This is a genomic window from Lutibaculum baratangense AMV1, from assembly GCF_000496075.1.
Taxonomy (GTDB): domain Bacteria; phylum Pseudomonadota; class Alphaproteobacteria; order Rhizobiales; family Tepidamorphaceae; genus Lutibaculum; species Lutibaculum baratangense.
This window is the reverse complement of record NZ_AWXZ01000039.1, coordinates 356,098-372,287: the sequence shown is the minus strand read 5'-3', so window position 1 is coordinate 372,287 and position 16,190 is coordinate 356,098. Positions and strand designations below refer to the sequence as shown.

At 69.4% G+C, this 16,190-nt stretch carries 14 protein-coding genes and 1 tRNA gene; 8 read left to right on the top strand and 7 right to left on the bottom strand.

Annotated features, from left to right (window positions below):
* Window positions 1-30 precede the first annotated feature (30 nt).
* Window positions 31-105, top strand: a tRNA-Glu gene (locus N177_RS16390).
* Window positions 106-170: 65 nt separating this feature from the next.
* On the opposite strand, the gene N177_RS22115 is transcribed toward N177_RS16390, so the two are convergent.
* The 3 genes from N177_RS22115 to N177_RS21470 all read right to left on the bottom strand — a co-directional run bounded on the left by N177_RS22115 (window position 171) and on the right by N177_RS21470 (window position 1,975).
* Window positions 171-455, bottom strand: coding sequence for a tyrosine-type recombinase/integrase (locus N177_RS22115; RefSeq protein WP_244444294.1), 285 nt, complete (start codon window positions 453-455; stop codon window positions 171-173).
* A complete protein-coding gene (locus N177_RS22110) occupies window positions 415-693 on the bottom strand; it encodes a hypothetical protein (protein ID WP_040485958.1) in 279 nt (92 codons plus the stop codon). Before N177_RS22110 ends, N177_RS22115 begins: the two co-directional genes overlap by 41 nt.
* A 91-nt stretch (window positions 694-784) precedes the next feature.
* Entirely contained in the window at window positions 785-1,975 is a 1,191-nt protein-coding gene (locus N177_RS21470) for a hypothetical protein (protein WP_152527945.1), read from the bottom strand.
* 471 nt (window positions 1,976-2,446) lie between these two features.
* On the opposite strand from N177_RS21470, the gene N177_RS16375 reads away from it, so the two are divergent.
* Together N177_RS16375 and ppc are read left to right on the top strand one after the other, a co-directional pair.
* Window positions 2,447-3,094: an SOS response-associated peptidase gene (locus N177_RS16375; RefSeq protein WP_023433509.1), complete on the top strand. Its 648-nt coding sequence runs from the start codon at window positions 2,447-2,449 to the stop codon at window positions 3,092-3,094.
* Window positions 3,095-3,514: 420 nt separating this feature from the next.
* Window positions 3,515-6,301: a phosphoenolpyruvate carboxylase gene (gene ppc / locus N177_RS16370; RefSeq protein ID WP_023433508.1), complete on the top strand. Its 2,787-nt coding sequence runs from the start codon at window positions 3,515-3,517 to the stop codon at window positions 6,299-6,301.
* Between the two features lie 15 nt (window positions 6,302-6,316).
* On the opposite strand, the gene N177_RS16365 is transcribed toward ppc, so the two are convergent.
* The 3 genes from N177_RS16365 to N177_RS16355 all read right to left on the bottom strand — a co-directional run bounded on the left by N177_RS16365 (window position 6,317) and on the right by N177_RS16355 (window position 8,917).
* Window positions 6,317-6,829 (bottom strand): flavin reductase family protein, encoded by a 513-nt coding sequence (locus tag N177_RS16365; protein WP_023433507.1) that lies wholly within the window; start codon window positions 6,827-6,829, stop codon window positions 6,317-6,319.
* A gap of 158 nt (window positions 6,830-6,987) precedes the next feature.
* Window positions 6,988-8,010 (bottom strand): LLM class flavin-dependent oxidoreductase, encoded by a 1,023-nt coding sequence (locus N177_RS16360; RefSeq protein WP_023433506.1) that lies wholly within the window; start codon window positions 8,008-8,010, stop codon window positions 6,988-6,990.
* 34 nt (window positions 8,011-8,044) lie between these two features.
* Complete coding sequence (locus N177_RS16355) at window positions 8,045-8,917, bottom strand: DUF3750 domain-containing protein (RefSeq protein WP_023433505.1); 873 nt, start codon at window positions 8,915-8,917, stop codon at window positions 8,045-8,047.
* Between the two features lie 143 nt (window positions 8,918-9,060).
* Here N177_RS16355 and N177_RS16350 point away from each other — a divergent pair, with 143 nt between their 5' ends.
* A complete protein-coding gene (locus N177_RS16350; protein ID WP_051402428.1) occupies window positions 9,061-9,570 on the top strand; it encodes a CYTH domain-containing protein in 510 nt (169 codons plus the stop codon).
* On the opposite strand, the gene N177_RS16345 is transcribed toward N177_RS16350, so the two are convergent.
* The gene (locus N177_RS16345; protein ID WP_040485957.1) at window positions 9,567-9,938 is read right to left on the bottom strand and encodes a PH domain-containing protein; all 372 of its coding nucleotides are present in this window, start codon (window positions 9,936-9,938) and stop codon (window positions 9,567-9,569) included. The two genes, N177_RS16350 and N177_RS16345, sit on opposite strands and share 4 nt — an antisense overlap.
* Before the next feature lie 108 nt (window positions 9,939-10,046).
* Between N177_RS16345 and N177_RS16340 the strand changes: the two genes are divergently transcribed.
* The 4 genes from N177_RS16340 (at window position 10,047) to N177_RS16325 (ending at window position 16,188) form a co-directional block, all read left to right on the top strand.
* Complete coding sequence (locus N177_RS16340) at window positions 10,047-10,412, top strand: PRC-barrel domain-containing protein (protein WP_023433502.1); 366 nt, start codon at window positions 10,047-10,049, stop codon at window positions 10,410-10,412.
* Window positions 10,413-10,520: 108 nt separating this feature from the next.
* Complete coding sequence (gene ku / locus N177_RS16335; RefSeq protein WP_023433501.1) at window positions 10,521-11,474, top strand: non-homologous end joining protein Ku; 954 nt, start codon at window positions 10,521-10,523, stop codon at window positions 11,472-11,474.
* Between the two features lies 1 nt (window position 11,475).
* Window positions 11,476-13,998, top strand: a complete 2,523-nt coding sequence (gene ligD / locus N177_RS16330; protein WP_023433500.1) for a DNA ligase D — start codon at window positions 11,476-11,478, stop codon at window positions 13,996-13,998.
* Window positions 13,999-14,169: 171 nt separating this feature from the next.
* Entirely contained in the window at window positions 14,170-16,188 is a 2,019-nt protein-coding gene (locus N177_RS16325; protein WP_023433499.1) for a transglycosylase domain-containing protein, read from the top strand.
* Window positions 16,189-16,190 lie beyond the last annotated feature (2 nt).

Below are 16,190 nucleotides of genomic sequence, written 5' to 3'. Positions count from 1 at the left end.
CGATTCCCTTCTATACGGCACCCCTGCGCCGCGCCCTTCGTCTATCGGTTAGGACGCCAGATTTTCAATCTGGAAAGACGGGTTCGACTCCCGTAGGGCGCGCCACCCCCGCATTTGCAGCCTGAAACTTCAATGTCTTAGCTCCTGTTTTGGCTATCGGCCGGATGGGGTTAGCCAGTCTTTGTTTCCGGTTCGGTCTCCTTCCACTCGTCATCGATCGTCGCCATAGCCTCGGTGGCCAGACGCCGCCGGTTCACGTCGCGCGTGTACGCCTCCACCTCGGCAAGGTTCTTGTGGCCCGTGATGGACATGATCTGCGACGTAGTGCAGCCAGCTTCAGCGAGCCGCCTGCAGGCCGCCTTGCGGAGGCCGTGAGGCGAACTGTGAGGGGGAAGGCCGGCCTTCTCCGCCGCCTCACACAGCCAGTTCGTGAATGCTTTTTCCGAACGCGGCATGCCATGCACCGTCCTCGCCGCGCTCGTAGACGTGAACGGGAAGCTGGCCGATCGCTTCGGCGATGGCCTGCACCGCGCAGCGGACGGCCGTGCATCGCATCGCGGTGGCGGGGGTGACGGAAGCGCCGGCCACCGTGGGGGTGGCGCCAAAAAGCTCCAGGAGCGCGGCATCGGGCGCGGCAAGGGTCGCCGCCCGCTCCTCAGTCTGCCGTTGTGATCTCCGCAGAAGTCCGAACACTTCGCCCCTCCATTCTCAGGAGCAACGTGAGTCGGACGGGCGGAAATCACAATATGGGCAGAGGCTTAGTGGCCCATCGCTGAAACCGGCGCTAGTTCGCCAGCTCCTTCTGGTAATCGTGCCAGAACTCCACCATGAGCTTCTTCCGAGCCTGCCGGCGCTCCTCCTCCCGCTTCTTACGCATCTCGTCGCTTATGCTGGAGGGATCCCATCCCATCAGCTCACAAACGTCATCCATCGGCGCCGGGATCTTGTCTTCAGCCCATTCCTCAAACGCGTTCTGCACATCCTGCGTCCAGTCCTGAGCCGGCACCTGGAGAACCTGCAGGGGCTTCTTCGGCGCGGTCGCCTTCGGCTTCGGTGCCGTTTTCAGCGCATCGCGGTGGAAGTCCACGGCAGGCCCGATGAACTTCAGCACGAAGCCGATGTGCGGCTTGTCCGGGGATTTGTGGATCCCCGCGTCGTGCTTCGCCCACCCGCAGAACTCGTGCCACTCCCGCACCACGCGATTGAGCACGGCAGCCGCCTCTCCCTCCGGGCACTTCTCGTGGAAGTTCTTCAGCTGCCCCTGCTCCTTCGCTGTCAGCGGAGGCGCGATCTCCCCGAGATGCGCCTGATAGGCGGTCGCCCACACGGCCCGAAGATCGGCGGTCGGCGCGGCTTCGGATTTGGGGGGGCTTGGGGGGGCTTTCTTCTTCCTCGGGGAGAGATTCCCCTTCTTCGCCTTTGTTCCCTTCCCTTCCTCGCTCTCCTTTCCCGGGAGCTGAGAGGGACTTCCTCCGGGCATCGCGTGCGGCGGCACGCAAGATGCTGTCTCGTTGGTCTCGTTGTCTGTCTCGTTGTTCATGGGTTGGTGCACTTCCGCGCCAACCGGTTGGTGCAATTCCGCGCCAACTATAGTCGGTGCAGTTTCGCCCCAACCGGCCGGTGCACCCTTCCCGGCGGTCGTGGCTTCTGACCCACCGATGCCCAGGCGGACGCGAGCCTTGCCCGTGAGCCTCACGTGCACGATAGAGCGGCCGTTGGCCATCGCCTTGCGGGTCTCGATCAGCTCCTCGTTCCGCAATGCCGCCAGGGCACGCTTCACCTGATCGAAGGAGAGCCCAGCCATGTCGGCCCACTCTTTCCTGTCGCGGTAGATCCACGGATCAGAACCGGCGCCCTTAAAGGTCTTGGTCGCGTGCGGCTGCCACCGGGCGATATGGAAGAGCAAAGCCCCGTTTCGGGCGCCCCCGGCAATCTTGCAGCACCGCGTGTGCAGGTCGAAGGTCCGCTTCCTCATGCCCCGCCTCCCATGAGCCGGGACGTGGCCCTGTTGCGGTCACTCTTGCGCCATGCGATTCGCCGCGGGTAGGATTCTGCGCGGAAGCACGCAGCAGCTTCTTCGTCCTGATCGAAGCGCCTCCCGGATGCCTGCCGGGGGGCGTTTCTCATTTCAGGGGGCCGCTCCCCCATGAGGTCCTTCCGGGCCCGCGAGGGGTTAGCCAACGCGCCGAAAAACGAAATCAAGTCAATGCGCAGGATGGAGAGGGTTAGCCACCCTAACTCGTTGTTTTCGCTCGGAAGGTGCACTCCCGTAGGGCGCGCCATTATTTTCAACGACTTAGCGGACGATCCGGGGCAGGTTAGACACCTGCCAGACCGAAGGTTTTGACAAGAAGCGTCCTTGCTTCGTTCCGCCGGCGCTTGATCTGCCCTCTCCCGAGCGTACTCTCTCCCGCCTCAGCCGCCGCTCGAGCGCGGGCCTCAGCCGATGTGCAACCTCTACTCCATCACAAAGGGCCAGCAGGCGATCCGGGAGTTCGCCGGCGCCATGCACGATTCGGCCGGGAACCTGCCTCCCCTGCCCGGCATCTTCCCCGATTACCTGGCGCCGGTCGTGCGCAACGGGGACGGCGGCCGCGAGCTGACGATGATGCGCTGGGGGATGCCGGGGCCGAAGGCGTTCGGCGAGCGGCCGGTGACGAACATCCGGAATACGGGCTCACCGCACTGGCGGCGCTGGCTCGGGCCCGGCTGCCGCTGCCTCGTGCCGGCGACGTCGTTCTGCGAGTACGAGGACACGAAGCCGCGGAAGACGCCGGTGTGGTTCGCGCTCGAGGAGGGCCGGCCGCTCTTCGCCTTCGCCGGCCTGTGGTGCACCTGGCACGGCACGCGCGGCACGAAGGCCGACCCCGTCGAGGGCGAGCACAGGCTCTTCGGCTTCCTCACCTGCCCGGCAAACGCCGAGGTCGCGCCGATCCACCCGCAGGCGATGCCGGCGATCCTCACGACACCGGAGGAGATGGACGCCTGGATGCGCGCGCCGTGGGACGAGGCGAAGGCCCTGCAGCGGCCGTTGCCGGACGGGACGCTCAAGATCGTGGCCCGGGGCGAGCGGAAGGACGAAGCGGCGGCCTGAGCGCACGGCATCCTCGCGTGTCCGCCGGCCGCGAGGGTGGCGGGCCGCGCCCCTTGGAGGATGACCAGAGAGGAAGGGCGCAGCCCGCCTCGACCGCCTGGAATGGGCTGGCGGCCGAATGCGCCGCCCGGGGTCGGGCGGGGAACCGCTCGGCTTCTCCAGCAGGAGGTAGCGGAGGCCTGCGGCGAGACTGTGGCCGGGGCGGAGGGCGGCGCCAGACGGCGCCAGGTGGCCCCCGCGTGCGCGGGCGCGCGCGAACCGCCGGTTCCCGGCCCGTCGCGGCGGTTACCAGCGCCCGGGTAGCCGGCCGAGGCGACCGAAGCCGTCCGATCGGGGCCGCTTCGCGCATGCGGGAGGGTTGCCGCGGCGCCGTCCTCGGCACATGATGCGCGCCACTCCACCTCGAAACCGGGCGACGGAATGATCGAGCCGCTGAGCGACGTCGACATCAGGGCGGAACGCGCCGAGGGCCCCGCGAAGGACCTGCCGCTGCGCGAGGACATCAGGCGGCTCGGCCGCATCCTCGGCGAGACCGTGCGCGAGCAGGAGGGAGAATCGACCTTCGCCCTCGTCGAGGCGATCCGCCAGACCTCGATCCGCTTCCACCGCGGCGAGGACCAGGAGGCGCAGCGCGAGCTCGAGAAGATCCTGAACCGCCTGTCGCAGGGCGAGGCGGTGCGGATCATCCGCGCCTTCAGCTATTTCTCGCACCTCGCGAACATCGCCGAGGACCAGCACCACATAAGGCGCAACCGCGCCCATGCCCTGGCCGGCTCCGCGCCGAAGCCCGGCACGCTCGCCAGGACGCTCGCGAATATCGAGGCGGCCGACCTCTCCCCGGCGGCGCTGCGCGCCTTCTTCGCCGAGGCGCTCGTGAGCCCGGTGATCACGGCGCATCCGACCGAGGTGCGCAGGGCGAGCACGCGCGGCCGCGAGATGGAGATCGCGCGCCTGCTCGACGAGATGGACCGCACGGAGCTGACCGCCGAGGAGCGGGAGGAGCGCGACGCGCTGATCGGCGAGGCTGTGCTCGCCTTGTGGCAGACGCCGCTCCTGCGGCGCACGAAGCTGACCGTCGCCGACGAGGTCTCGAACGGCCTCTCCTCCTGGGACAACGTGTTCCTGCGGGAGCTGCCCCGCCTGATCTGCCGCCTCGAGGACTGGCTCGCGGCACGCGAGAGCGAGGGCGATGACGAGGAGCTCGCCTGCTTCTTCCGCGTCGGCAGCTGGATCGGCGGCGACCGCGACGGCAATCCCTTCGTCACCGCGGACGTGATGAAGGAGACGATCGGCCTGCAGCGCGGCCGCGCCGTCGCCTTCTACCTGCAGGAGCTGCAGGCGCTGACGGCGGAGCTGCCGATCAGCGACTTCCTCGTCGAGGTGAGCGAGGAGGTCAGGGATCTCGCCCGCCGCTCGCCCGACCACACGGTCCACCGCCAGAACGAGCCCTACCGGCTCGCGATCGCGCTGATCGCGGCGCGGCTCGAGGCGACAGACCTGGCGCTCGGGCACGGCGAGGACGAGGCGGCGGAGATGGATCCCGCGCCCTACGCCTCGCCGTCGGAGTTCCGCGCCGATCTCGACGCGCTGTCGCGCTCGCTCGCCAAGAACGGCGCGAAGGTGCTGGCCGACGGCCGGCTCCGCAAGCTGCGGCGCGCGGTCGACTGCTTCGGCTTCCACCTCGCCACGCTCGACATGCGCCAGAACTCCGAGGTCCACGAGCGCACGGTCGCGGAGATCCTCGAGGCGGTGCTGCCCGGCACGAACTATCTCGACATGGCCGAGGAGGAGCGCATCGCTCTCCTGACGCGCGAGCTCGAGAGCCGGCGCCCGCTCCTATCGCCCTTCGCGGAGTGGTCGGAGGAGACGGCGTCGGAGCTCCGCATCCTGCGCACGGCGGCGCGCATCCGGCAGCGCTACGGGGCGCATGCGATCGAGAACTGCATCGTCTCGATGACGGAATCGGTGTCGGACCTCCTCGAGATCGCCCTCCTCCTGAAGGAGGCGGGCCTCGTGCGGCCGGGCGAAGGCAGCCTCCTCAACATCGTGCCGCTCTTCGAGACGATCGACGATCTGCGACGCTGCCCGGCCCTCATGGACGCGCTCTTCGCCCTCCCCGCCTACCGCCGGCTCATCGAGAGCCGCGGCGGCGTGCAGGAGATCATGCTCGGCTACTCGGATTCCAACAAGGACGGCGGCTTCGTCACCTCGGGCTGGGAGCTCTACAAGGCCGAGATCGGCCTCGTCGAGATCACCCGCAAGCACGGGCTGAAGCTCAGGCTCTTCCACGGCCGCGGCGGCTCGGTCGGCCGCGGCGGCGGCCCGAGCTACGACGCGATCCTCGCCCAGCCGGGCGGCGCGGTGCAGGGCCGCATCCGCATCACCGAGCAGGGCGAGGTCGTGGCCTCGAAATACTCGAACCCGGAGGTCGGCCGCCGCAACCTCGAGATCCTCGCCTCCGCGATGATGGAGGCCTCGCTCCTCGCGCCCGACCACCGCGCACCGGACGAGGGCTATCTCGAGGCGATGGAGACGCTCTCCGCCGGGGCCTTCGCGGCCTACCGCGCGCTCGTCTACGAGACCGACGGCTTCGCCGACTATTTCTGGGCCTCGACGCCGATCACCGAGATCGCCACGCTGAACATCGGCAGCCGGCCGTCCTCGCGCAAGAAGACGCGCCGGATCGAGGACCTGCGGGCGATTCCCTGGGTGTTCAGCTGGGCGCAGTGCCGGCTGATGCTGCCCGGCTGGTTCGGCTTCGGATCCGCCGTGAAGGCGTGGCTCGAGGCACGGCCCGAGGACGGGCTCGACATCCTGCGCGAGATGTACCGGGAGTGGCCCTTCTTCCGCACGCTCCTGTCGAACATGGACATGGTGCTCGCGAAGAGCTCGATCGCCGTCGCCTCCCGCTACGCCGAGCTCGTCCCGGACGCCGCCCTGCGTCGCGAGATCTTCGGCCGCATCCGGCAGGAGTGGCAGGATTCGATCGACGCGATCCTGAAGATCATGGAGCAGGAGCAGCTTCTCGAGACGAACCCGCTGCTCGACCGCTCGATCCGCAACCGCTTCCCCTATCTCGACCCGCTGAACCACCTGCAGGTCGAGCTCCTGCGCAAGCACCGGTCGTCCGAGAGCGACGAGCAGACGCTCAGGGGCATCCAGCTGACGATCAACGGCATCTCGGCCGGCCTGCGCAACAGCGGCTGATCCGGCCGCTGCCGGTCAGCGGCGCGTGCCGCGCGCGAAGCCGCCGAAGGCGCCGCGGTGGAAGACGAGCGGATCGCCCGCCTCCGCCCGGCAGAAGCGCACCTCGCCGACGATGATGTCGTGGTCGCCGCCCGGGTGGACGGCATGGACGCGGCAGCCGATATGGGCGAGCGCGCCCGGCAGCATCGGCACGCCGACCTCGGTGTGCTCGATCTCGAGCCCCGAGAACCGCTCCTCGACCGAGCCGACGAAGCGCGCCGAAAGCTCGTTCTGGTGCTCCGCCAGGACGTTCACGACGAACTCGCCGCTCGTCTTGATCGCGCGTCCCGTCTGGCTGCCCGTCCGGCAGCATATCAGGAGGAGGCAGGGATCGAGCGACACCGAGGTGAGCGCGTTCATGGTCATGCCGTGATAGGCGCCCTCTTGGATCGACGTCACGACCGCCACGCCCGTCGCGAAGGAGCCCATCGCCCGGCGGAACGCGTCCGGATCGACCCGCTCGATCTCGTTTGCGGCGGAAACCTGCATCGTCGATCCTCGCTTGGCCCGACGGGAGAGATAGGTCCCCGGGCCGAATTCTGAAGATGGGTCGAGGCCGGTGACGGCCCCCGACGCCGGAAGGCTGAGTAGGCGGCGCGGGCGCGGCTGTCCAGCCCGCCACGCACCGTGCCGGACGCGCCGGAGGTTCAGCCCGAGGCCGCCTCGGCCGCCGCGGGAGCGCGGAGCCTGTCGCGCAGGCCCGCCATCATCTCGAAGGATCGCAGCCGCGCCGCGTGGTCGAAGATCTGCCCGGTGATCATCAGCTCGTCCGCCTGCGTCTCCTCGAGGAACGTCCGGAGCCGGGGCAGCACCGTCTCCGGGGCGCCCACGAAGGAGTAGCGCAGCGTCGTCTCGACGAGTTGCCTCGCCTGCGGCGTCCAGAACGCGTCCATGTCCTCGCGGGGCGGCGGCAGCTTGCCCGGCATGCCCATGCGCAGGTTCGCGAACTGTTGCTGCTGCGAGGTGAAGAGAAGCCGGGCCTCCGCGTCCGTCTCGGCGAGGACGGCGCCGATGCCCAGCATCGCGTGCGGCCGGTCGAGCTGGTCGGAGGGCTCGAAGCGGCTGCGATAGACCTCGAGGGCCTGGTGAAGCATCTCCGGCGCGAAATGCGAGGCGAAGGCGAAGGGCAGGCCCAGCATCGCGGCGAGCTGCGCGGAGAAGAGGCTCGAGCCGAGGAGCCAGATCGGCACCTCGAGCCCCTCGCCCGGCACCGCATGCACCCTCTGGCCCTCCTGGGGCTTGGCGAACAGCGCCTGGAGCTCGAGGACGTCCTGAGGGAACTGGTTCGCGTTCGTCTCGAGGTCGCGCCGCAGCGCCCGCGCCGTCAGCATGTCGGTGCCCGGCGCCCGGCCGAGCCCGAGGTCGATCCGGCCGGGGAAGAGCGATTCGAGCGTGCCGAACTGCTCGGCGATCACGAGCGGGGCGTGGTTCGGCAGCATGACGCCGCCCGAGCCGACGCGGATCGTCTTCGTCGCTCCCGCCACATGCGCCATCAGCACCGAGGTCGCGGAGCTGCCGATCCCCGGCATGTTGTGATGCTCGGCGAGCCAGTAGCGGTTGTAGCCCCACCCCTCCGCATGTTGGGCGAGGTCGCGGGTGTTGGCGAAGGCTCGGCTCGCGTCGCTCCCTTCCGGAATGGGGGCGAGGTCGAGGATGGAGAACGGTATCATCGGGCGGTCCCTCGAGAACGGTGGCGGCCGGGCGTCAGATACGGCCGGCGGCGGCGGTGGGCTCTCCCTCCAATGTCGTCATTCGAGAGCGATCGAACAACCACCCCTCCCCGCCGGAACCGGCAGCGTCGGCGGCCCGCTCTTCAGGCTCCGCCCCGACGCCGATGGCCTCGCTGCCGCCCAGCACGCCGAAGCCGGGGATGATGAGGGCCGGATCCTGAAACCTCACGCCGGCCACAAGGCCCAGCACGGTGATCTCCAGCCCCTCGCGCGGGCCCGCGGCGATGCCGAGAATGCCGCGATAGGTCGCCATCCACCCGCCGGTCGGCAGGCGGGTCGACACGAAGCCGTCCCCCAGATAGTCGCGGCCGATCGCCGTCGGCGGCAGGCGTCCGCCGAGTTCGGGAACCTCGTGCAGGATGGTGGCGACGAAGGTGTTCGAGTTCGGTCCCGGCCAGACCCTGTAGCTGCCGCGCGCCGACCACCTGTACTCCGCGATCGCCGCCCGCACCCGCGGGATGAGGCGCTGCGCCGCCTCCCCCTTCAATTCGACCGCCACCTCGGGGGAATGCGAGTACCAGTAGCCGTCCGCCGCGCGGTGGTCGCGCCTCACGGGGTCGCCCCACCCCATCACGTCGTAGCGCTCGTAGCGCGGCGCGCCCTCCTCCTTCAGCACGATCCAGCTGTGCACGGCGACGACGCCCTTGAGGCCGCCGGTGCGCGCGTACATCACCCGTATCGACGCCTCCGGCTCCTCCGCGGCCGCCGGCAGCAGGCCGGCGCTCGACCAGTTGGCCTCCCGCCAGCTCGCCGGGCGCTCCGACATGTACCAGACGCCGGCCTTCACCCAGACCGGCACGAAGAAGACGAAGACGAGGGCGATGAGGGGCGTTCTGAGGCGTCGCATGCTTCATGATCTGGTGCTTCGAGCGGGGTTGTGAAGCCCCGACGGCCGCATCCACCGATGCGGCGTCGATCAAGATGGCCCTTGCCATCGGCGAGCGGAAGAACAAGTGTCCTGCCGCACCTGCACAAGAGCGGGAGGGGCGGATGCCCACCGAGATCGAGAGAAAGTTCCTCGTCGCCGACGACAGCTGGCGCGAGAGGGTCAGCAAGAGCTACCTGATCCGGCAAGGCTATCTCGCCCCCGGCACCGAGTGCTCGGTCCGTGTGCGCAAGGCCGGCGACAGGGCCTTCGTCACCATCAAGGGCGCGAAGGCGAGCCGCTCCCGCCCCGAATACGAGTACGAGATACCCGTCGCGGATGCCGACGAGATGCTGGACACGCTCGTGAGCGGACAGATCATCGAGAAGCGCCGGCACCATGTCCCGTTCGGCGGCCGGGTCTGGGAGGTCGACGAGTTCGAGACGCCGCAGCCGGGCCTCGTCGTGGCCGAGGTTGAGCTCGACGCCGCCGACGCCTCGCTCGACATGCCGGCCTGGCTCGGGCCGGAGGTGACCGAGGATCCGCGCTATGGAAACGCGAGCATGTCGATGGCGCCGGAGGGCTCGACCCTGCCGCACGGAAGCACGAACGGTGCGGGCCGCCCCGCCCGCTAGAGTATCGCCGCGATCGCCGCCTGCACGGCCTTCACGTCGGTGCCCTTCGCGAGCGTCTTCTCGACCGGGCCCGGCAGCCCCGAGACCCAGATCTTCAGCTCGGCCTCGAGGTCGAACGTGCCGGAGGTCTCCACGGAGAAGGCGTTGATCGCCCGGTAGGGAACCGAAGTGTAGGAGACCTTGCGGCCCGTCAGTCCCTGCTTGTCGACGACGATCAGCCGCCGGTCGGTGAAGACGAGCAGGTCCCGCACCGTGCGGAAGGCGATCTCGACCGTCTCGCCCGGCAGGAGCACGCCCTCGAGCTCCCGCTGGGCCGCCCCCACGTCCGTCTTGCTGCCGTGACCCAGCAGACCATCGAACAAACCCATCGAATTCTCCTGTTTCCTTCACCTTCGGGCGGAGTTTCCCTCCGCTTCATCAGGAACCTCGGGTTCTCGGCCGGCGTTCCCCAGCCACTCGAAATGAGGAGAACCCGAATGAAGAAGCAACTGCTCCCCATCCTCGCGGCCGGCCTGCTCGCGGCCACCGCCGCAGGCGCCCAGACCTATCAGGAGGTCGAAGACGACACGCTGAGCGTCGCGCCGCTGAACATGACGGTCGAGCAGGTCGAGGATGCCGACGTGGTCGGCGCCTCCGGCGAGGAGATCGGCGAGGTCGACGAGGTGCTCATGGAGGCCGGCGAGATCAACGCCCTCGCGGTCGACGTCGGCGGCTTCCTCGGCATCGGCGAGAAGACCGTCATCGTGCCGCTCGACCGCTTCTCGGTCGCGGCCGAAGGCGACGACCTCATGCTCGACATGACGAAGGAAGAGCTCGAGGCGCTGCCGGAGTGGAACGACTGACGCCGTTCCGACCATCGGGTTCCACGGGACGATCGTCCCGTGGAACCGCCGTCCCGGGGATTCGTTCGATTCGCTGACCTCGGTGCAGCGTTCAACAGGTGGATCCCCATGGCTACCGGTCGTCCAGTCTGGTCGGGCCACATCCGACTGTCGCTCGTCTCGCTTCCGGTGAAGCTCTACACGGCCACCGAATCGAAGGCGAAGCTCTCCTTCCGCCAGATCCACGAGCCGAGCGGCAAACCGATCCGCTACGAGAAGACCGTGCCCGGGGTCGGCGCGATCGACAGCGACGAGATCATCAAGGGCTTCGAGATCGAGAAGGACGAGTACGTCCTCCTGACCCAGGAGGAGATCGACGAGATGAAGATCGAGGCGAAGAAGACCCTCGAGCTCGTCCAGTTCGTCGACCAGACCGACATCGACCCCATCTATTTCGACCGGCCCTACTACGTCGTGCCCGACGACGAGCTCGCCGAGGACGCGTTCAGGGTCGTGCGCGACGCGCTGAGACGGCAGAAGAAGGTGGGCCTCGGCCAGATCGTCATGCGCGGCCGGTCCTACATCGCGGCGCTCAAGCCCTGCTCCAAGGGTATGCTGCTCGAGACGCTGCGCTTCGAGGACGAGCTCAGGCGGTCGGACGCCTATTTCGCTCCGATCAGCGACCAGAAATCCGACGACCAGCTCCTGAACCTCGCCGAGGAGCTGATCGAGCGCAACTCCAGGCCGTTCGACCCGTCGGTGTTCAAGGACCAGTACACGGCGGCCCTCCGCGATCTCATCCAGAAGAAGTCGAAGGGCAAGTCGACGAAGGTCTCCGCCGACGAAGGTCCCGACGCCGGGTCGAACGTCGTCAACCTGATGGACGCGCTGAAGCAGAGCCTGAACCAGGGGAAGCCGGGCTCCGCCTCGAAGCCGAAGTCCGCCGGGGCGTCGAAGGCTGCCGCGAAGACGCCGTCGAAGGCGAAGGCGAAGTCGGCGGATGCCGGCAAGGAAGCGGAGCCCGACAAGCCCGCCGGCTCGAAGAGCGGCACGAGCCGGAGCCGCCGCTCCAAGGCCGCCTGACATGGCCGACCGGCTCGCCACCTACCGCGAGAAGCGCGACTTCTCTAGGACGAAGGAGCCGCAGGGCAAGGGCAAGCACCCCGAAGACGGCTTCTTCATCGTCCAGAAGCACGACGCGACCCGGCTGCACTACGACTTCCGGATCGCGCTCGACGGCGTGCTCGTCAGCTGGGCGGTGACGAAGGGCCCGAGCTACGACACGCGCGAGAAGCGCCTCGCAGTGCGCACGGAGGACCATCCGCTCGACTACGCCGACTTCGAGGGCACGATCCCGAAGGGCGAGTATGGCGGCGGCACGGTCATGCTGTGGGACCGCGGCGCCTACGAGGCGGTGGAGGATCCGCGCGAGGGGCTCGAGAAGGGCAGCCTCAAGCTCAAGCTCGAAGGCGAGCGCCTCAGGGGCCGCTTCGCCCTCGTCCGCATGAAGCCGCGCAAGGGCGAGAAGCGCGAGAACTGGCTGATGATCAAGGAGAAGGACGAACGCGTCGATCCCGACTGGGAGATCGACACGTTCCTCACCTCGATCGACACCGGCCGGACGATGGACGAGATCGCCGCGCATGCACCGGCTGGCGGGAACGCCCGGGCGGCCGCGAAGAAGGGCGCGGCGAAGCGCCAGCGCGCGGCCTCCCGCAAGACCGCATCGTCGACGCCGAAATCCGGCCTGCCGAAATTCGTCGCGCCGCAGCTCGCGACCCTCGTCGACGAGGCACCGTCCGGCGAGGGCTGGCTGCACGAGGTGAAGTATGACGGCTACCGCCTGATCGTCGCGGCCGACGGCGACGATGTGCGCTGCTACACCCGTTCCGGGCAGGACTGGACCGACCGCTTCCCCATGATCGCCAAGGGCGTGGCGAAGCTCGGCCTGCACGGCGCGCTGCTCGACGGCGAGGCCGTGGTCGCCGACGCCGAGGGCCGTACGGATTTCGGCTCGCTGCAGCAGGCGCTCTCCGAGGGCGGCCCCATCTCCTACTTCGTGTTCGACCTTCTCGCCCTCGGCGGCCGCGACCTCACGGGCGAGCGGCTGATCGACCGAAAGGCGGAGCTCGCGACCCTCGTGCCGAAAGGCGGGCACGGCCCCGTCTACTATTCCGACCACGTCGAGGGGCACGGCGACCGCATGGCCGGCGCCGCCTGCACGAAGGGGCTCGAGGGCATCGTGTCGAAGCGGGCGGACGCGCCCTACCGCTCGACGCGCAGCCGCTCCTGGCTGAAGATCAAGTGCGTGAAGGCCCAGGAGTTCGTGATCTGCGGCTACACGCCTTCGACGAAGCGCCGCTTCTCCTCCATCATCCTCGGCCTGTGGGACGGCGACCAGCTGCGCTATTCCGGCCGGGTCGGCACGGGCTTCGACGACGCGACGCTCGACGACCTGATGGCGCGCTTCGAGCCGCTCGAGCGCAAGACGCCGGCCGTCACGCCGGTCCCCGCCGACATCAGGCGCAAGGCACGGTGGCTGAAGCCCGAGCTCGCCGCCGAGATCCGCTTCACCGAGATCACCCGCGACGGCTCCGTCCGCCACGGCGTCTTCGTCGGCCTGCGCGAGGACAAGCCCGCCCGCGAGATCGGCCGCGAGGTCGCGGAGGATGTTCAGACGGTCACCGCCCGGTCGGGCTCCGGCGGGGACGGCGCGATTGCGGGCGTGCGCCTGACGAACCCGGACAAGGTGCTCTACGCCTCGGCCAAGGCGACGAAGCGCGACGTGGCCGAGTATTTCGACGCGGTCGCCGACGCGATGCTGCCGCATCTTCAGGGCCGCGCCGTCAGCCTCGTGCGCTGCCCGGAGGGGCGGCAGAGCTCCTGCTTCTTCCAGAAGCACGCCTCGAAAGGCATGCCCCCCGCCTTCGGCTCCGTCGACATCCCGGAGAAGGACGGCGGCACCGAGGCCTACATCACCGTGCCGAGCCGCGAGGCGCTCGTCTCCTGCGCCCAGATCGGCGCGCTCGAGCTGCATCTCTGGGGCAGCCGCGGCGACCGGATCGAGCAGCCCGACCGCCTCGTCTTCGACCTCGACCCCGCCGAGGACCTGCTTTTCGCGGAGGTGCGGGCGGCGGCCCGCGAGATCGCGGCGATCCTGCGGGAGGGCGGCCTGACGAGCTTCCCGCTCGCCACCGGCGGCAAGGGGCTGCACCTCGTGATCCCGATCGCGAGGCGGCACGACTGGCCGGTCGTCACCGGCTTCGCGAAGGCCTTCGCCCAGAAGATCGCCGAGATCGACCACTCGCGTTTCGTCGCGACGATGACGAAGGCGAAGCGCAAGGGGCGGATCTTCATCGACCACTTCCGCAACCAGCGCGGCGCGACCGCGATCTCGCCCTTCTCCCCCCGAGCACGGGAGGGCGCTCCCGTCGCGACCCCTATCTCCTGGGACGAGCTCGACGACATCGAGGCCGGCAACGTCTTCCGCTTCGCCGACGTCGTCGCGCGGCTCGACGGCCCCGACCCCTGGGCCGGCTACGCCACGACGCGCCAGCGCCTTACGAAGACGAAGCTGACACGCATCGGCGTCGCGCTCGAGGGCTGAGCCTCTTGCGCCGCCCGGCCCCGTGCCCGCGCCCGTTTCCGACATGGTTAACGAGAAGTGGACGCCCCCCGCCGATCCTGTAGATTGGCGTCGGGGGCGCTTCGGGCGGCGGCGAATGCCGTCGCGGTGGGTGGATGCGGGGGCATCCGCCCTGTTTCGCCGGGATCAGCCATGCTGCGTGCCGCAGCCATCCTCGCCGTCCTCTTCCTCGGCCTCGCCGGCCTCGCGCCCGAGATCGCGCTCGTCGCGGCGGACCGCTCGCCCCTGGCGCGGGACCTGCCGGAGGGCGAGGAGCTGCGCACGGTCCTCGCCAACTGCCAGATCACCCCGGAGTTCGGCTTCGAGGCGGTGCTCTGTCCGCAGGAGCTCGGGCCGACGGAGTTCTCGCCGGCCCTCCACGCGGCCCTCATCGCGTCGGAGGATCGCCGCTTCCTGTCGCATGGCGGCGTCGATTCCATCGCCGTGTTCCGCGCCGCGCTCGGGGCCGTCCGGCTCAAGGAGGAGAGCGGCGGCAGCACGATCACCCAGCAGCTCGCCCGGATCCTCCTCCTCGAGCGGAGCTCCCGCTACGAGCGCAAGCTCAAGGAATGGATCCTCGCCCGGCGCATCGAGGATGTCGCGGCGAAGGAGGAGATACTCGCGCGCTACATGAACGTCGCCCCGCTCGGGCACGGCCTGTTCGGGTTCGAGGCCGGCGCCCGATACTATCTCGGCAAGAGCGCGCGCGACCTCTCCGTGATGGAGGCCGCCCTCCTCGTCTCCATGCTGCCGCGCCCGGTCCGAGATCCCGTGGCCGCGCCGATGGCGACCTACCGGGCGACGGTCGATCGAATCGGGCTCATGCGCGACCAGGGCTTCGTCACGCCGGAGGAGGCGAAAGAGGCCGAGATCGACGCGAAGTTCCAGATCCTCGGCAGGCGCCTGCCTCAAATATCGGCGGCCGCACGGGCCGCGGCCCGGCGCCCGTTCGAGCACCGCCGGGTCCGCGACCTCGCCCTGAAGCAGCTCGACGAGGCGGGCCTGCCCCGGGAGGGTGCGCGACGGCTCGTCGTGACGCTCGACCCGCGCTTCCAGAGATGGGCCGACGCCGCCGCGGCGGCGAGCCCGCCGGGATACGAGGCTTCCGCGCTCTTCATGTCGCCGGCGGGAGACGTGCTGGCCATCGGCGGCCCGAGCTACGGCAGCGTCCAGTACAACGCGGCCTTCGAGGCGCGCCGCTCGATCGGGTCGCTCGGCAAGGTCCCGCTCTACGTTCTGGCGCAGGAGCAGCCGGACCTCCTGCGCCGCCGCTACTCCACCGACCCGATCGACGGCTACTCGCCGCACGAGCCGAGCGCCTGGTGCCGCGGCGAGGTGACGCTCGTCGACGCGCTCGCCCACTCCTGCAACCGCCCCTTCGCCCGCCTGGCCGTCGACCTGAAGGATCGCGGGAACGACTTCGTGGCGGCTGCCGGGCTTTATCCTCCGCAGAACGCGGTCCTGACGCCTCTCGGCGGGGTGCACGGCAACCTCCTCGCCGTCACCGGCATGTTCGTCTCGATCGCGAATGGCGGGCTGCTGGTCGAGCCCCGTGTCCTCCTCGCCGCCGTCGACAGGGACGGCAAGATGGGGGCCATCGAGCGCCACGCGCCCCGACGGATCATCGATCGCGAGGTCGCCACGAAGGTGGCGATCGACCTGCGGGCACCCGTGACCCGCAAGGGCGGCACGGCCCACCTCGCCGCGAGCCCCAGCCGCTCGGCCCACGTGGCGGGGAAGACCGGCACGAGCGACGGCAACCGCGACGCCTGGTTCGTCGGCTTCACGCAGGACTTCGTCGGCGGCATCTGGGCCTACGCGACCGAGCCGGTCATGCAGCCGGTCGCGGGCGGCGGCTATCCGGCGGCGCAGTTCTCCAAGGTCGTCGACCGCTACTGGATCCCGAAGAACGCAGCCGCCGCGCGGCCGGCGCCCGGGTTCCGCGAGACGCCGCAGGGCGCGGCGTATGGCTGGAACGAGGTCCGCACGCGCCACCTCCTGCAGGAGGTGTCCCGTCTCCTCGCCTCCCTCGGCCTCGTCATCCTCGCAGGCGTGCTGGCCTTCCCTCAGGCCGCGCTTCGATGGTCGCGCTTGCGCGCCTATCGGCTCGCTCTCGATGCCCGCGGCCGGGTTCCGCCGGATGTCCTGGTGGCGAACGGCCACCGCCCCTGACG